Source organism: Bacillus sp. AFS037270, assembly GCF_002585305.1.
This window is the reverse complement of the sequence record NZ_NUNF01000044.1, coordinates 109,545-126,390: the sequence shown is the minus strand read 5'-3', so window position 1 is coordinate 126,390 and position 16,846 is coordinate 109,545. Positions and strand designations below refer to the sequence as shown.

Sequence of the window (16,846 nt, the reverse complement as noted above, 5' to 3'; positions counted from 1 at the left end):
GACAACTATAACAATTCAATGGTACTATGGTCATTGTGAATAAGAAAAACGCTTACATGAGAAAGAGGAGAGATTACTGATGTTAGGATTTCTACAGCGAATTGGAAAAGCATTAATGCTTCCGATAGCAGTTTTACCAGCAGCCGGATTGCTGTTACGTTTTGGTCAGCCGGATCTGCTGGATATTCCATTTATCGCAAATGCAGGTAATGCTGTTTTTGCAAACTTAGCTTTAATTTTTGCCATCGGTGTTGCAATGGGGTTTGCAAAGGATAATAATGGGGCGGCCGCGTTATCAGGGGCCATTGGTTACTTGGTTTTAACACAAGGAACCTTAGCCATTGATAAAGATATAAATATGGGAGTTTTAGGGGGAATACTCACAGGGATAATTTCAGGATTACTATATAACCGTTTTCGTGACATTAAGTTACCAGAATGGTTAGCTTTCTTTAGTGGAAGACGATTTGTACCAATTGTAACTTCCATTACAATGGTTATTATTGCTGGAATTGCAGGATTTGTATGGCCGCCCATTCAAGATGCTATCAATGGGGTTGGTAACTGGATCATTGGTTTAGGTGCAATCGGAGCAGGTATTTTTGGGATATTAAACCGTTTGCTAATTCCGCTAGGTCTGCACCACGTCTTGAACAGTTTGTTTTGGTTTCAATTTGGGACATTTCAAGGTAAATCGGGGGATATAGCCCGTTTCTTTGAAGGTGATCCAACCGCTGGAACCTATATGACAGGTTTCTTTCCTATCATGATGTTTGGCTTACCTGGTGCAGCACTTGCGATTATTGCAGCTGCTAAGAAAGAAAAAAGAAAATCAATTGCAGGTATGTTTGTCGGTGTAGCATTAACCTCGTTCCTTACAGGTATTACAGAACCAATTGAGTTTTCATTTATGTTTATTGCTCCGCTGCTTTATGGAATTCATGCAGTGTTAACAGGTCTTTCTTTTGTAATCGTCACTATGTTGGGGATTAAAGATGGCTTTACCTTCTCAGCTGGTGCAATTGATTATATTTTAAACTTTAATATTGCTCAAAAACCATTACTTTTGTTATTACTAGGTTTGATTTACGGAGTTATTTATTTTGTTGTTTTTTATGGAGTCATTAAAGCATTTAATATAAAAACACCTGGTCGTGAAGATGAGGAAGAAGTAACCGTGGAGAAAGAAACGATAGAAACGGCTGTAGGAACAGATAAATACGAAACGATGGCTTATCATTTTATTAATGATATTGGCGGTAAAGAAAATATAACTAATATTGATAACTGTGCAACCCGGCTTCGTTTAAATGTTAAAGATATGGATAAGGTTAGAGATTCTTCCTTAAAATCACATGGTGCAAAGGGCGTCATGAAACTAAACAAAACAAACCTCCAAATCATTGTAGGGACGGAGGTAGAGTTTGTAGCAGATGCTATGAAGCGATTGGATATTAAGTCAGTTAATATTCCTTCTGTGCAACAAGGAACAACTTCTGAAACTCAAAAATATTTGCCTTTAAATGAACAGGATTTTGTGATGCCGATTGAGGGTGAGATTATTCCGATCACCGAAGTAGAAGATCAGGTATTTTCACAAAAGATGATGGGAGAGGGCTTTGCGATTATTCCCGATAAGGGTTCTGTAGTTTCCCCTGTTGATGGAGAAATTATGAGTGTCTTCCCAACTAAACATGCGGTCGGGATAAAATCTAAACAGGGATATGAGTTATTGATTCATATTGGTTTAGACACAGTTAATTTAAAAGGGGAAGGATTCACTGTCCTTGTAAAAGACGGAGATCCAGTCACAAAAGGACAGGAAATTCTAAAATTTGATTTAGAAAAGATTAGGAATTCGGCAACGTCTACTGCTTCTCCTATTGTTTTTACAAACTTAGCCAAATTAAATATTAAGAAACAAGGGAAAATTTCACAGGGTGAAGCAGGTGTTATTTCAATAGAGTAACTCTATTACGTTTGAACGTATCAATAATAGAAAGTTAAAAATGTCCATGTTTTGTGGGCATTTTTTTTTTGTACTTATTCAGCCCATGTTTGTCGAACTGTCCACCAGAATTCAAGGAAACGTCGTTTAGGATCATTTATTGAGTTTTCACCTAATTATCTGACTAGTCTAAATATAATAAGGACGAATACCTATGTTTTTATGAAGGGGAACGAGTTATGGAGTTCAAGCGTTTTTCTTTTTTCTTCGTGTTTGGATAAACAACACTGCCATAAGTGAATTAAGATAGGATCCATACAGAGATAAGAAGAAAGGCAGGAAATCATAATAACGATTTCCTGCGTCTTCTTTTTTGTTGATTCATACTGACTTGTAAATTAAAGAGGAACTGTTTCTTCGAGTTTTAAAATCTCTAGGATGGATATAGTAATATACATCATCATTTAAGGAGGCTTTATTACATGGAGAAACTACTTCAAAATCAAGTTGCTCTTGTTACGGGAGCTGGATCAGGGATAGGCAGGGCGGCTGCAATAAAGCTTGCCCAAAATGGAGGAAAGATTGCTTTAGTAGACTTGCACAGAGAAAATGTAGAAGAAGTTAAAAATCAAATCGAAGAAATGGGCAGTGAAGCGCTCGTCTTAGAAGCCAACGTATCAAATCCCGAAGAAGTAGAAAACTGCTACAAAAGAACGGTTGAACAATGGGGCAGACTGGATGTTGTCTTTGCAAATGCTGGCATTAATGGGGAAGTTACACCGATTGAGGATATGGACCCGAAAGATTGGGATCTGACTATTTCTAATAACTTAACAAGTACCTTTTTAACTGTTAAATACGCCATTCCTCATTTGAAGTCTAATGGAGGAAGCATCATTATTACTAGTTCCATAAATGGAAACAGGGTCTATAAAAACTTTGGTATGTCTGCGTATAGTACATCCAAAATTGGTCAGATGGGCTTTGGAAAAATGGCGGCGCTGGAGCTTGCCAAGTATCGTATTAGGGTCAATGTGGTCTGCCCAGGAGCTATTGAAACCAATATCAATGAAAATACATGGAAAAATAAAGAGAACTTGAAAAAAGTTGAAATCCCGATCGAATATCCACAAGGCAGCCAGCCGCTAGAACACGCAGCAGGGAAACCTGAACAAGTGGCTGACTTGGTTCTTTTTCTTGCTTCGAGCCAATCCAGCCACATTACTGGAAGTGAAATTTTTATTGATGGAGCAGAATCTCTTTTATAATGATATATAAAACCGCTCTGCTCTGTAATAGAAAATAAAATGCTCACATATTGTGGGCATTTTTTATGAGTAGCTTATTCTGCCCATGGCTGGCGTACAGTCCGTACTAATTCAGAAGAACGAATGGCCTTTTCCATCATAAGACCAAGATATTGATCCTGGGAGGCCTCAGGCAGGCTATAAAAACTTGGTCCTCCTGCTACATATTTTCCCATTTTTTTTAAGCATGAAGCGATGGCTATCTCATCATCATAAAGCCTTGCTGGGATAAAAGGATTCCGATATATCCATTGTTCTCCTGCTATGATTCCTTCAAGATAGTAGCCATCCTGGTTCTCCTCCTCTCCTTTGTTAATACGCTTTAAATCCAAGTGAACAGGTGTAGAATAATCAGTCAATGCTGTCAAACGGTTATCGAATATTTCCCCACGGTCGCCACGAACAGATAAATGATTGGAGCGAATCCAAGAACGGTGTTGGTCCTTTGTAAAATCATAAACTCCTAACTTTTGCTTATCAAATTCTAGCCAAACTAGGTCTCGCTCAGCCTCAATGATTTTTTCTTCCTTTGGAGGACCACTGCGATCTGGACCTGCGACTATTGGTGCTTTAAATCTCATTCCTCTAATCACTGCATCCTCAAAGCCAATTCTAAGCATTTTTCGCAGCAAGCTTGCGCCATGATAAAAGTGGGAAATAGAAACGGTGGCTTGTGTGACATTTCCTAATCTTCCAGATTGAATAATAGAAAGCCTTGCCTGCTGGATCGGGTGTAGATGGTATTGTTCAGCGACCTGTACTATTGCTCCTTTACAAGTAAGCTTCTCGTGCAGAGTAATTAATCCATCTATGGTTGGAGCTGGAGGAGTTTCGGCTAATGCAGGAATCCCGAGCTCTCCCAATTGCAGTAAATATTCAGGGCATGCTGATCCACTAACGGATACTACCACAAAGTCAGGATGCTCATTTTCCAACAGTTGAGTTAGATTCCGATAAGTGGCTACATTCCACTTTTGTTCTACTAATTGCCCTTTAGCCTCATCCCTTACAACGATTCCAGAGACATGAAATTGGTCAGGCAGAGCCTGGGCTATTCTCAAATAATATTGTGCCCGGAAGCTAGCGCCACCAATAATACTGAAATTAATCACCGTTAAGTACCTCCAAATCTATCGCCTTTTATTTTTTCTAGAAGATCAAGTGCCAGGGTAGTCAAGAGTTTATTGTCGGCCAAAAACTAGTAAAATGAGCCAACCTAGTAGCCAAGGGTTTAAAGGTGTATTAATTCGTAGAAGTACAACAGAAGGCAACCGAGTAAACCAATTCGATTGCCATTATAATATCTGTTTTGTTGTTATTTATGATTATTTTAAGTGAATGAGAATAAAGGATTCATCATCGCTTTTATGATAGACATTTTTTTCATTATTTAAGGACTGTAATATTTCCTCTTTTAGTTTAAATAAAGGTAATGATATTGTTTTCTTTAATAAAGGAGCTAAATGATTAGAAGCAAGGGGATCAACACCATCAGTGTATAGGAGCAGTCTGCCTCCCTTTCTAAAGGTAAAGGTCTTAGTTTTAAATTCAACACCTTCAAAGGTTCCAAGTGGTGGGGCTGTAGAAAATAATTCATATTGTTTTCCGTCAGAGTCCTGCCATAAAGCAGGGGGATGACCTGCATTGATATAATCTATTATTTGCTTTTCTGTATCAATTAAAAGAAAGATACCGGTAGAATAATGCCTAGCTTCCTCATTATTCCGAAACAATTTGTGAAGGTGGCTATCCAATTCTTTCATGACAATATCAACAGCAAATCCTGCTGAAATTAATCTTTGAAACAGGGATTGAAGAGTCATCGTAATTAAAGCTGAAGAAATACCGTGGCCCATAACATCAAGCAGGATGATTCCATAGCGATGCTGATCAATTTGATAAATCCCGTAGATATCACCGGATAATTCATCAGATGCATTATAGAATACTTCCATTTGAACTTTTTCATTGTTAATCGGATCGGTTAGTGATGTTTCTTGAATAATTCTAGCAAGCTCCAACTCTTTCTTTGTTTCTATTTTATATTTATGATTTTGTTTGTTAAGTTCAAGTAGTTCTTCCTTTTGAATTTTGAGCCTTTTAAGGGTAGTCTCTAATTCTGCATTCACTTTATGCTTTGCTTTTAAGGCTTCTTCGGTTTCCTTTTTCGCTAAAAGCAATTCATTTTCATACTCGTTTCTTTTGCGCATCGGGATAAGAATACACTCAAATACAGTTGTCTCTTTTACTCTTCTAGAGAGAGCGTTGATAAGAACGGGTATCTCTTCGCCCTTATTGGACGATAGTGAAATATACATTTCCTCAACCTGATGTTCAAGTTTTAAAAGTGAAAAAAAATAGAATTGAAAGAACAGCCGAGCAGGGACAGTAAGGATAGAATTGACATGCTGCCCTGTTAATGAATCTTGGGTGTAATCGAGTATCTTGAGCAATGTTTGATTAATGGATAATATCACTCCATCTTCTGACAAAGTCAGAAATCCACATGGTGCATGATTCAATTGTTCGTCCATTAAAAATGAACTCCTCTGCCTGCTAAGCTGACATCTATAGAAGCCATGCTTAGGTATTGGCGGATTAAGCGGATCGTCTCCTCGGGATGGCTCATATGCGGGCAATGTCCTGTTGCATCCATATATTTCAACATACTATTAGGAAGATGCTTGTGAATATATTCTCCTACCGCTAAAGGAGCAATAATATCATTTGAACATTGTAAAATAAGCGACGGTACTGTTACTTTTATTAAGTCGCTGCGATTGTCTGCAAAAAAAGCTGCCTCCGCAAATTGACGCGCAATAATAGGGTCAGTGGAACAAAAACGTTCTTCCAGCTGATGTTTAACCTCTGGTCGCTTTGGATTATTTGTCACCGTCGAGGCAAAAACATTCGCCCAGCCTATGTAATTTTTGTCCATCATATCAATCAAACCTAAAAGCTCCTCTTTTTCAAAGCCTCCATAGTAATGCGGAGGGTCATTTAGGTAGCATGGAGAAGGACCAATCATAACAAGATGAGAGAAGTACTCAGGATGACTCAATGATGCTAGCATACCAATCATACTTCCAACAGAGTGTCCAACAAATACAAGGTCTTTTAAATTTAAGGCTGAACAAACATCCAATACATCTTGTGCGTATCCTGCAAGACTGCTATATCTTTTCGAGTCATAAGCATGTATGTCTGAACGGCCCAAACCTACATAATCAAATAAAATGACTTGGTAATCTTTTTCGAACGCTTTGGCAACTGACTTCCAAACCGTTTGGTCACAACCAAAGCCGGGAGCAAAAATAATTGATTGTCTGCCATGGCCTTTTACCTTCACATTATTCCGAAATAAAATATCCTGGTCCATCCTGATGCTCCTTTCTAGTATTATATTATTTATATATCATATCACTTCCCTTCCTAAAAATGGGTTTTCTCCTATAGTACTAAGGACCTCACTTTAATAGTTTGGTATTCTGAACTATTGTTCCTATGCGTTTCCTAGTTTAAACAATAAACAAAGTCATCAGTGCATCAAATGTGAAAAACCAACTCTAAAGAGATGGCCTTTTTTTACTTACTTATTATGACAATGTTTAAAGGTTTACCTCATTTAATGATTTTGATCCCTTATAAGGGTCTATTGTTTGGATGGTCCCGTCCTCGTTATATTTTAATTCAGTATATTTAACGCAGCGCTTGTGGTCGACTCCATTTGATAAAGAGCAATCATGATAAAATAAATACCATTTATCCTCAAATTGAACAATTGAATGATGGGTGGTCCATCCTATTACAGGAGTAAGAATAGTTCCTTTGTAAACAAATGGTCCTTGAGGATTTTTACTCATGGCATATGCAATTGTATGTGTGGTACCAGTAGAATAAGAAAGATAGTAAATTCCCTTGTATTTATGAACCCATGGGCCTTCAAAGTATCTCCTTGACTCATCACCAGCAAGGATTGGATTTCCCTCTTCATCCACAATCAAAATTTCCTGAGGTTTTGATTTAAAGGTAAGCATATCTTCACTTAATTCTGCTGCCATTGGTCCTAAAGCAGGTTCTAAATCAGCAGGACCTTCCCCATCAGGAAGATAAGCGCCTGTCCGCCACTTCTCTAGTTGCCCTCCCCAAAGTCCGCCAAAATACATATAGGCCTTATCATCATCATCTACTAAAACAGCCGGGTCAATGCTAAAGCTACCGGGAATGTAATCTTTTTCTGGTGTGAAAGGACCAGCAGGTTTTGAACTTGTAGCGACCCCAATTCTGAAAATATCATTTGTATCCTTAGCAGGGAAAAATAAATAATATTTATTGTTTTTATATGCTGCATCTGGTGCCCACATCTGTTTCTTTGCCCATGGGACATCCTTAACATGAAGCGATTCCCCGTGATCCACACAAGGAGATTCAAAATCATCTATCGATAGGACATGATAATCTTCCATCGAATAGTGTTCCCCTTCGTGAGTCGAAGGTCCCTCATGATCAAGGTCATGAGAAGGATAAATATAAATTTTACCTTCAAATACATGGGCGGAAGGGTCGGCTGTATAGATATGTTCCACTAACGGTGTATTGGGTTTTACGATTTTTTCCATTTGTTGATCCCCTTACTATTTAAGATTTTAATATATTTTTAGTTATGTATAAAAGTAGGAAGCGTTTTATATAGAACAAGAAGTTAAGACGATTTACTTGAAAATATTTGGTTTTATAATATACTTAGTTTATGCAATCAACAAAGAATTGTCAATAACAGTATGCAAGCCAATGATAAATGGAGGAGTGGACATGAAAAAAGTAGTCATAACAGGTGGAAGTGGACTTCTGGGAGCGGACGTCATAAAAGAATTCTTGGACCATGGGTATGATGTTGTGAATGCAGATATGAAGTATCCAAAACAAGCGCTTTGTCGGACAGTTATTACAGATTTGACCAATCTAGGTGAGGTGTACGGAGTATTGGCTGGTGCTGATGCGGTAGTACATCTTGCAGCGATTCCCGTTGCTTACTCACACCCAAATGAAGTGACCTTTCAAAATAATGTCATGTCCACTTATAACATTTTAGAAGCGGCAGGGAATTTAGGAATCAAAAAGGCTGTCATCTCTTCAAGTGAATCGTCATATGGCATTTGTTTTTCAAAGCAAAATCTACAGCCTCAATATGTACCAATAGAGGAGGACCATCCACAATTGCCGGAAGAAAGCTACGGGTTGTCCAAGATTGTTAATGAGAAAACCGCGGATATGATTCACCGAAGAACAGGTATGCAGGTAGTTTCGTTTCGATTAGGAAATGTTATTTCTCCAGAAATGTATAATAATTTCCCTGGTTTTATTCATGACGCGGAACAAAGAAAAACTATTTTATGGAGTTATATTGACACGAGGGATGCTGCAACCGCTTACCGGTTGGCTATTGAAACCGACGGTCTTGGCTCTGTTGCCCTTAATATTGGTGCCGATGAAACAAGTATGGACATTGAGAGCAAACAATTAATGGAAATTTGCTATCCATCTGTAAAGGATTTCCGCAGGGACTTAACCGGTTTCGCGCCATTATTAAACAATGAAAGGGCTAAAAAGCTGCTAAATTGGAAGCCCATTCATAAATGGAGAGATTACGTTAAGCTTTAATTGTAGATGCACGGGGACGGTTCTCATGCTTTCGAAGCATAAGAACCGTCCCCGTGTTTGCCCGTGTTTATTTCAAGAGTTCCCCAAGAGGTCTATATATCCAGTCTATAAATTGAGTAGGACCAGGCATATCAGGGAAAAATAGCATTAGGATGGCCAGCATCCACCCCAAAATAGATAGTGTAAGGAGTGCTGCCTTTTCCTTAACTTGCTTCTTCTTTAATCTGGACGATTGAAAAAGGATGATCACAATAATTAATGCGGTACATCCTAAAATAGTCCCCCATTTCATTCTTCTTTCACCTCGTTCTAAGGGAATTTAGGATTAATTGAGTTCATTCCTTGTCTGCGAACATGTGCGTTTATATCATATGAAACTTCAACATCTGGATAAATTTTATCCCAGTTATCTTTTTCTTTTTTCCAAATCTTTGGGTATTTCCGGTGAAAAGCTTCGGCAAATCCAAAAATATCAGCTTTCATATCCTTTTGCACAACATTAAGTGCCACTTCTACTTTCTTTTCAATTCTCTTTTCCAAAAGTTTTTGAAGCTTTTCGGCTACTTTGGGATTGGAGGCGTCTAGAGGTGTTGAGTTTTGTACAATATCGTTTTCAGTTGTAGCTTTAAAGACTATTTTCCATTTACCATTTTCAATTTTGGGAATTAACTCTGTCTTAGCATTAAGAGATTTCAACGAAATATATCCATCCGTTTCCTCCGGTTTCAAAGAAACAGTAGACAGCTCGATTTCATCTCTCAACCATAAGACCCCTCTTGTCACTGAATCATCAATATGGCCGATCATCTTGTCTTTTTTAAAGATGGCCGTTCCAGTAATATAAGCAATGGTTTGTTTTCCTTTGCCCTTTTCCGGGGGAAGGATCTTTATCCACGGAACCCCAAGATCACCAGATTCACTGATCATCATTTCCGCCAGATCTTTTGTCGATACATCCATTCCAATCTTTAGCGAGACCAACTCTTTAAGCACTTCTGAAATATCACGCTCAAGCGGGGGCAAGAGGCCTAAGACCTTTTTCACCTTTACTGAACTAATAAATATATTTGTACTTTCCCGAATTTGCGGATAGCGCATGATAAAGTCAATATGTGAGGCAATTCCCTCTTTGGCAAGCTCCTCATCAATAATGAATACTTTACATATTCCCCAAAAAATTTGACGCGGAAGAATTTCCTGAAGTTTGGACATGGCTTCAGCAAGCGTTTTACCTGTTGCCTTTCGTACGAATGTTTTTACACTGCTGCCACCGCCTGTCCCTTGTTGTCCTGTCTCCCCTTTTGGAACAATGGTAAGAACGATAAGTTCAATCGTCCCATCGGTTTTTTTATCAATTCCTGCTGCCGTAACCAATGCCAAATTATTTAGTTCCTGCCTGTCCCAACAACCGCTTAAAAAAACACTTGATAGGATCAAGAAAAATAGAACTAAATATTTAAAAAAGGGGTGATTCATCCTGCTGTCTTTCCTTTCTTTTGCTTCGATCTATTTTTGACTAATGCAATAAATAACATAATGACAGGTAAACACAATTGAAAAGTTAGTAAATAAAAAGGGGCTGTCGAACTAAGAAAGTGAGCCAGTTCCTGCAGATTGGCTGCCGACCATTTTCCCATCAGAATCAACAATAGACCTGTCGGTAAAACCAATGGCCGGAAATCAGACAGTTTCAGCCATTGAGCCATCCCAAGTACGAGGGCATAATAAAAGACTGTAATTTTAACAAATGCGCCCGCTACCCAAATGGCCATAACAACCGCTTCCAAATGTTCAAAAAAATCGGCAATACTTATGTACCTTGCTGCAATCATCACGGGATAGGTTACCACTGAATTCAATTTTCCAAGTAATAACAAAGTCATAAAATTGGTAATAACCATAATAAACATCACACTAAATACCGACAACATTCCCCATTTCAGTCCCTTTTCTTGATCGGTTAAGTAAGGGAGGAAAAATGAGATGACAATATATTCACTAAACCAACTTTGCGGTACAACGGAGCCAAGTAATGAAGGTTTTAGGCCATTTTCTAAGAGAGGGAACATATGGTTAATATCTAAATCCTTAAAGAGCAATATAAAAATGGTTAGATAAAGGAGGAGAACAACTGGTACGATGATTTCAGAACACCTTCCAATCACTTCTAGTCCCCCGTAGACAGCAAAAGCGGATACGGCCACCATAGATCCTAAAACCACCACCATTGGAGTGAGGTGAAGGAATGTACCTGAGACAAACTCGCCATACTCTCGGATAATAATGCCGGTTAGATGCAAATAATACAGTAAATAACAAGCAGCAATTATTTTTCCGATTATTTTTCCGAGTATTCGTTCGCTGAATTGTATTAATGTTTCTTTAGGATAGAGCTTATGAAGACGATAGGCGATATAGACAACGATAAACCCTGTAACAGAAGCCCAGATCGGAGACAGCCAAAGGTCCTGTTTTGCATGTTTCGCTGTTATGGCAGGAACTAACATGAGGACGGTTGCCAGAATAGCAGGATTCATCATGATGGCCATTTGAATAGAAGATATTTTCCCGCGTTCAATCATAGATACAATTCACCTCCCTAATCCTTTTCATTACCAGGCCCGGGTCTGAGTCCCCTTGACTGGCGATACTTATTATATTTTCCTGTCAGGTGTGGACGCTGTCTAAGAGACCACCAAGGAGCTCTCAGTAAAACATCTTTTGTTCCTGAACCCTTTAATGGGGCCATTGGAGCCAGATATGGAACCCCGAATGAACGTAATGTACATAAATGAACAATAATGAATAGAATACCGAGCATGATACCAAGCAGCCCAAGTGTCCCGGCGAAAAAAATCATCGGGAAACGAAGCACTCTGATGGCAATGGAGGCATTGTAGCGTGGGATGGCAAAGGAGGAAATCCCTGTAATCGCAACGACCATAACCATTGGTGCCGATACAAGACCGGCAGAGACCGCCGCATCCCCAATTACCAGTGCTCCGACAATACTAACGGCAGAGCCGACTTGTTTTGGCAATCGAAGCCCGGCTTCCCGCAGTGCCTCGAATGTAATCTCCATTATTAGGGCCTCAATTAGGGCAGGAAAAGGTACCTTTTCTCTGGACTCCGCAACGCTAAGCAAAAGAGTTGTTGGGATCATCTCTTGATGAAACGTCAGAATCGCCACATAAGAGGAAGGAAGAAGCAGTGCAATTAGTAAAAAGCAGTATCTCAGCCAACGAATTAATGTTCCAATCATAAACCGTTGATAATAGTCTTCAGGTGACTGAAGCAAGGAATAAAATGTAACAGGTGCAATAAGGGCAAAGGGTGTACCGTCTGTCAATATGACTACCCGGCCTTCAAGCAGTTGCGAGGCAGCTGAATCCGGGCGCTCGGTATTGATCATTTGCGGAAAAGGAGAAAAAGGGTCGTCCTCGATAAATTCCTCAATATAACCGCTTTCCAAAATACCGTCTATATCAATTCGGCTTAATCTGTTCTCGACCTCTTCTACCAACGTATCATCGACAATGTCTTTCATATACATATAGACCACCTGGGTTTGACTATACTTTCCCAGAGTGATGGATTTCATTTTTAAATCAGGACTTTTGATTTTGCGGCGCAAAAGTGAAATATTAACCCCGATGGTTTCGGTGAAACCATCCCTAGGTCCGCGAACAACAGATTCAGCGATTGGTTCCTCGACAGAGCGTTTCTCGCTTTTAGATAATCCAACTGAAATACCTTGTGAGTGTCCGTCAATAAGAATAGTCGGGTTTCCTTTAGATATTTGTTCAATGATGTCGGCAAAAGTAGTTAATTGGGTCACCTTTGAAACAGTTAATTTTTGTTTGATAATAACCTCTGTGCCTGCTGGAGTTAATTCATCTATTTCCATTAATGGTGTAAGCACGCTGCGGTCAATCTCTTCTATGTTCGCTAAACCTTCTAAATAAACAAGGATAGCGGAGGTATTTCCACCTAAAATAAAGTTTCGAAAGATCACATCAGGGCAATCCGTATAGATAGATTTTAGAACCCATTCATTATCGGACAAGTTTTTAGATAGCACTTTTTTTTTTAACTGGTTCTCTGCATCACCATTTTGTCGCTTTGACTCAACTGAATCTATTTTTTTGCGTAAAATGCTAAATAATTTCATCCCAACTTCCCCGCTATACTTTGATTGTGATTCAAAAAGAATGGCTATGGATGTAAATGAATAGTTTTTATGGATTTTACCTTCGTTTTATTTTGATACCTAAATGGTTTTTTTATCCAAAGAATTGTTTTTATTAGATATGTCTCTTTTTGTCGCTTTAATTCAGAGAACTGTTTTAAAGACTCCGTTTGTATGAAAGTATTAATGTAAAAAGAGGCAGGAAATCATTGATAATGATTTCCTGCCTCTTTTGTCTATAAAACAATTTCTGCTTGTTATTATTAATATACGACTACGGGTTCATTTTTACTGAGCGTATTATATACAGTTTTCATAGCACTTGACGGTGTATTGACACAGCCGCCTGACCCTGCGGTAAGGTAAGCATTACTTGCCCAGTTACTTCGCCAGCTCGCATCATGGAACCCGCAGCCGCTAAGTGTAAATGGTGCCCAATATTGAACTTTAACTGAATAATTCCCATGACCAACACTAGTTCCCTCAAGTACAGAAGGAGTTTCTTTATACATGACATACCACACTCCCGGTGGTGTATCTTCATTCGTGTTATGTCTGCCTGTAACTACATTGGTTGTAAAAGCTAATTTCCCATTTTTATAAATCCAAATACGCTGGTCCTTAATGGACACCTCAGCATAGGTGCCCCCAATCCCACCGTTGGTTGTGGCATTATAGCCGGTTCCGTAAGTACTCCAGCCAGATCCGTAAATAGACCCTGCCTCAAGTGATTTTTCGCCTTTTTCGAAGGCTTCCTGTACCCGCTTTGATTCTTTAGTAACATTAATAGCCCAGCCGTAGGATTCTCCTTTTACTGTTACGACTGATCCTGAGTGGGTTTTAAATTTGAAATCTTTATTTAATGTGGATTGAGCGTCATTAATATCATTAATCTTGTTTTTAATTTCTTCCGAGTTAATCGTAACCTTCAGATCTTTTGTCACAGTGGCATTTTGAATTAGATCACTGCCTTGTAAAGAATAAACCTTATTTTGAACTTTATAATCAACGGTACGTTGAACAAGTTCCTTCAGCTTATTCTCTTCTTTTTTTACAATTGGACTGTCTTCTTTGATCGGCTGTATGTATTCAGGTTTCAAAAAGATTTCACTGGTATATTCCTGTTTTTGATAATCCTTTAATAATTGAGTGACATCATATTGCTTTCCATCAACACTTTTAGAGACGACAATTTTGCCCTGTTCTAAACGGGCCTCCGCATCTTTAGGAGCTAATAAGCTTTTATTCATAGAAAGGAGCTTTTCCTCTACAAGTTTTTTCATCGTTTGGTTTCGATACAGATCCACCTTTCCTGGCTGTAGGGAAAAGTTTTTTTCTTTTGAAGAAGGCCAAAAAGTCTGCTGGCTTTTTAACAGTTTCTCCACACTAGCAAGATCATTACTCGTGAATTCCATCTTCGTATCTGTACCATCGAAAATACGATCTTTTCCGATATAGACATCGTTTTTTAATACTGTTGATTTAAGTTTTTTTAATGCTTGTTCAGCAGTCAGGCCGCCCGCTTTTGTGTTATTGATCGTGATATGTGCATTGAAATGGGTTGACTGGTAATAGTAGACACCCGCAAATATTATCGCAATGATAACAATGAAGCTGCTGCCAATGATGAGTTTATTTTTACGCAAGACCTTCACCTCTAAAGGAGTTTAAGTATTTCCAATATTGAAACTATTTAATTCGAAAATCTAGTAAGCTATTAGAGCATTTATGACTATTTCAATTATACCAAGATAATACCAAAATTTCACTCGGTTGTTACCTTTTATAGTTATAAAAGATAGATTAATAAAAGGAAAATGTATCGCAAATATGTATATCTGCTTGTTAAACTCATGATTTAGAGACCTCTGAACGGGTAAAAAAGACTCAGGAAAAATGTAGGTATTATTGAGTGAAAATGCTTAAAATGTAAAATTTACAATTTTTGTGGAATAAAGCAGCTGATCATTATGCTAATAAGGAGGAGCCAGTTTTCAACGGAAAAGGCAGAACCACCTGATTGCCTATAGCAAATTAAAGATGCCATGCATATTTTATTAAAGATCGTTACTATTGTACGATAGTAAATCAAATAATGATGAGCATGGTCTATTTTTGCCTAAAGGGGTGGTTTCTTGACACGAACACTATTGGCAAGTATCTTGCAAAAATGTTTTGCAATAGCAAGTAATGAGCTGATGAATCAAATAAGTTCTGGACAAGCTTTACTACAAGCGGTTAACCCTGAAAAAAATCATATTACTGCGGAAAAGGAAATCAATCAAATAATTAACATCAACAGGAATAAAGAAAATCCTCACAGAATTGTTATTGTGGGAGCAGGTTTGGCGGGGCTCACTTGTGCCTATCGTTTGAAGCAGGCTGGAATTTCATCTACAGTCTATGAAGCAACGGGGCGGGTTGGGGGACGTTGTTGGACAAGGAGGGGTTTCTTCAAGGAGGAACAAATTGTCGAACGTGGTGGTGAATTCATTGATACGAATCATAAGGAGATTCTCGAACTGGTAAAAGAACTAGGTTTAAAGCTTGATAATTTACCCATGGCAGAATCAGCAGGAACTGCACCAGTTTATTTTTTCAATGGAAGTCCTTATTCCTTAGAAGATGTAACAAATGATTTTATAAAGATTCTCCCTAAACTAAAAAGGGATTTAAAAGAAGCTGGTGAAATGACACTTTATAATAGCTACACAGAACGCGGATATGAATTGGATCATATGTCCGTTACTGATTATATCAATGAAATCGTTCCAGGAGGGATTGATTCTAAATTTGGCAAATTATTAGAAGTTGCCTATACGATTGAAAATGGAGCTGATGCCGATCAACAAAGTGCATTAAATCTACTTTATTTATTAGGATTTGTTCAATCTGACCGCTTTCAAATTTACGGAGATTCAGATGAATGCTTTCATATAAGGGGAGGCAATGATCAACTCCCCGAACTATTAGCCCAAAATCTTAATGGACAAATTAGATTTAATTCTCAATTAGTAAAGATTGAACAAAATGATCAAAATGAGATAAGACTCTATTTTCGAGAAGCTGATAAAGAATTTGAAGTTTTGGCAGATAAAGTAATTCTGACTGTACCCTTTAAAATTTTAAGGATGATAGATTATGAGAATGCAAGATTTTGTTCATTAAAAAAAACAGCGATTAAGGAGCTTGGAATGGGCGTTAATACGAAACTTCATGTCCAATTTACTAATCGATTCTGGAAGGGGCTTGGAAATAACGGAGAAACATTTGCCGATACAGGCTATCAGCAGACTTTTGAGTCCTCTCGTGCACAGCCTGGTAGATCAGGAATCCTTGTCAACTTTACAGGTGCTGATACAGCAGCAGGTCAGATGACCTCTACAGAGGAGGAGTTAAAGGAAAGGACTAGGGATTTTTTGGACAAGTTAAAGCATGTTTTGCCTGATGGCGAAATACACTGGAATGGCTTATCTACTGTTGATCACTGGTTAAGTAATCAATGGAGCAAAGGAGCGTATTCCTATTGGAAGGTTGGCCAATTTACGAAATTTGCTGGTATTCCGGGGGAACGGGAAGGCAATATCTTCTTTGCCGGTGAGCATACTTCGATTAAGTATCCAGGATATTTAAATGGAGCCGTTGAAACGGGAGAAAGGGCTGCAAATGAGGTAATTAGTGATTTGTTTCATTTAAAATAGTTAAGAAAAGGGACACTCCGTGGTGGAATGTCCCTTTTCA

General features: G+C 38.4%; 13 protein-coding genes. 4 read left to right on the top strand and 9 right to left on the bottom strand.

What is annotated here, in order from left to right:
* The first annotated feature begins 79 nt into the window (after positions 1-79).
* Together nagE and COD92_RS21690 are read left to right on the top strand one after the other, a co-directional pair.
* Entirely contained in the window at positions 80-1,969 is a 1,890-nt protein-coding gene (gene nagE, locus COD92_RS21695) for an N-acetylglucosamine-specific PTS transporter subunit IIBC (protein ID WP_098532900.1), read from the top strand.
* Between the two features lie 461 nt (positions 1,970-2,430).
* Positions 2,431-3,216 carry an SDR family oxidoreductase gene (locus tag COD92_RS21690; RefSeq protein WP_098532898.1) on the top strand — a complete coding sequence of 262 codons (786 nt, stop codon included), beginning with the start codon at positions 2,431-2,433 and terminating at the stop codon, positions 3,214-3,216.
* Positions 3,217-3,290: 74 nt separating this feature from the next.
* Here COD92_RS21690 and COD92_RS21685 read toward each other — a convergent pair whose 3' ends face one another.
* The 4 genes from COD92_RS21685 to COD92_RS21670 all read right to left on the bottom strand — a co-directional run bounded on the left by COD92_RS21685 (position 3,291) and on the right by COD92_RS21670 (position 7,874).
* Positions 3,291-4,367 carry a Gfo/Idh/MocA family protein gene (locus tag COD92_RS21685; RefSeq protein ID WP_098532896.1) on the bottom strand — a complete coding sequence of 359 codons (1,077 nt, stop codon included), beginning with the start codon at positions 4,365-4,367 and terminating at the stop codon, positions 3,291-3,293.
* A 213-nt stretch (positions 4,368-4,580) separates the two neighbouring features.
* Positions 4,581-5,789: a SpoIIE family protein phosphatase gene (locus tag COD92_RS21680; protein ID WP_098532894.1), complete on the bottom strand. Its 1,209-nt coding sequence runs from the start codon at positions 5,787-5,789 to the stop codon at positions 4,581-4,583.
* Positions 5,789-6,634 carry an alpha/beta fold hydrolase gene (locus COD92_RS21675; protein WP_098532892.1) on the bottom strand — a complete coding sequence of 282 codons (846 nt, stop codon included), beginning with the start codon at positions 6,632-6,634 and terminating at the stop codon, positions 5,789-5,791. Before COD92_RS21675 ends, COD92_RS21680 begins: the two co-directional genes overlap by 1 nt.
* A 229-nt stretch (positions 6,635-6,863) precedes the next feature.
* Positions 6,864-7,874 carry a glycoside hydrolase family 43 protein gene (locus COD92_RS21670; protein ID WP_098532890.1) on the bottom strand — a complete coding sequence of 337 codons (1,011 nt, stop codon included), beginning with the start codon at positions 7,872-7,874 and terminating at the stop codon, positions 6,864-6,866.
* A gap of 193 nt (positions 7,875-8,067) precedes the next feature.
* Between COD92_RS21670 and COD92_RS21665 the strand changes: the two genes are divergently transcribed.
* Positions 8,068-8,916, top strand: coding sequence for an NAD-dependent epimerase/dehydratase family protein (locus COD92_RS21665; protein WP_098532888.1), 849 nt, complete (start codon positions 8,068-8,070; stop codon positions 8,914-8,916).
* A 67-nt stretch (positions 8,917-8,983) separates the two neighbouring features.
* On the opposite strand, the gene COD92_RS21660 is transcribed toward COD92_RS21665, so the two are convergent.
* From COD92_RS21660 to COD92_RS21640, 5 genes are all read right to left on the bottom strand, one after another.
* The gene (locus COD92_RS21660; protein WP_098532886.1) at positions 8,984-9,208 is read right to left on the bottom strand and encodes a hypothetical protein; all 225 of its coding nucleotides are present in this window, start codon (positions 9,206-9,208) and stop codon (positions 8,984-8,986) included.
* Positions 9,209-9,225: 17 nt separating this feature from the next.
* A complete protein-coding gene (locus COD92_RS21655) occupies positions 9,226-10,392 on the bottom strand; it encodes a Ger(x)C family spore germination protein (protein ID WP_098532884.1) in 1,167 nt (388 codons plus the stop codon).
* A complete protein-coding gene (locus COD92_RS21650; protein WP_176541436.1) occupies positions 10,389-11,498 on the bottom strand; it encodes a GerAB/ArcD/ProY family transporter in 1,110 nt (369 codons plus the stop codon). The genes COD92_RS21655 and COD92_RS21650 overlap by 4 nt, the downstream gene beginning before the upstream one ends.
* Positions 11,499-11,515: 17 nt before the next feature.
* On the bottom strand, positions 11,516-13,087 hold the full coding sequence (locus COD92_RS21645) for a spore germination protein (protein WP_098532882.1): 1,572 nt from the start codon (positions 13,085-13,087) through the stop codon (positions 11,516-11,518).
* Positions 13,088-13,368: 281 nt separating this feature from the next.
* A complete protein-coding gene (locus COD92_RS21640) occupies positions 13,369-14,751 on the bottom strand; it encodes a L,D-transpeptidase family protein (RefSeq protein WP_098532880.1) in 1,383 nt (460 codons plus the stop codon).
* 489 nt (positions 14,752-15,240) lie between these two features.
* Between COD92_RS21640 and COD92_RS21635 the strand changes: the two genes are divergently transcribed.
* The gene (locus COD92_RS21635; protein WP_098996531.1) at positions 15,241-16,806 is read left to right on the top strand and encodes a flavin monoamine oxidase family protein; all 1,566 of its coding nucleotides are present in this window, start codon (positions 15,241-15,243) and stop codon (positions 16,804-16,806) included.
* The last annotated feature ends 40 nt before the right edge of the window (positions 16,807-16,846 follow it).

Coding starts and splice junctions, on each gene's coding strand:
- COD92_RS21650 (WP_176541436.1), bottom strand. CDS start 11,498: ATGATTGAACGCGGGAAAATATCTTCTATTCAAATGGCCATCATGATG.
- COD92_RS21690 (WP_098532898.1), top strand. CDS start 2,431: ATGGAGAAACTACTTCAAAATCAAGTTGCTCTTGTTACGGGAGCTGGA.
- COD92_RS21645 (WP_098532882.1), bottom strand. CDS start 13,087: ATGAAATTATTTAGCATTTTACGCAAAAAAATAGATTCAGTTGAGTCA.
- COD92_RS21655 (WP_098532884.1), bottom strand. CDS start 10,392: ATGAATCACCCCTTTTTTAAATATTTAGTTCTATTTTTCTTGATCCTA.
- COD92_RS21670 (WP_098532890.1), bottom strand. CDS start 7,874: ATGGAAAAAATCGTAAAACCCAATACACCGTTAGTGGAACATATCTAT.
- COD92_RS21675 (WP_098532892.1), bottom strand. CDS start 6,634: ATGGACCAGGATATTTTATTTCGGAATAATGTGAAGGTAAAAGGCCAT.
- nagE (WP_098532900.1), top strand. CDS start 80: ATGTTAGGATTTCTACAGCGAATTGGAAAAGCATTAATGCTTCCGATA.
- COD92_RS21660 (WP_098532886.1), bottom strand. CDS start 9,208: ATGAAATGGGGGACTATTTTAGGATGTACCGCATTAATTATTGTGATC.
- COD92_RS21665 (WP_098532888.1), top strand. CDS start 8,068: ATGAAAAAAGTAGTCATAACAGGTGGAAGTGGACTTCTGGGAGCGGAC.
- COD92_RS21680 (WP_098532894.1), bottom strand. CDS start 5,789: ATGGACGAACAATTGAATCATGCACCATGTGGATTTCTGACTTTGTCA.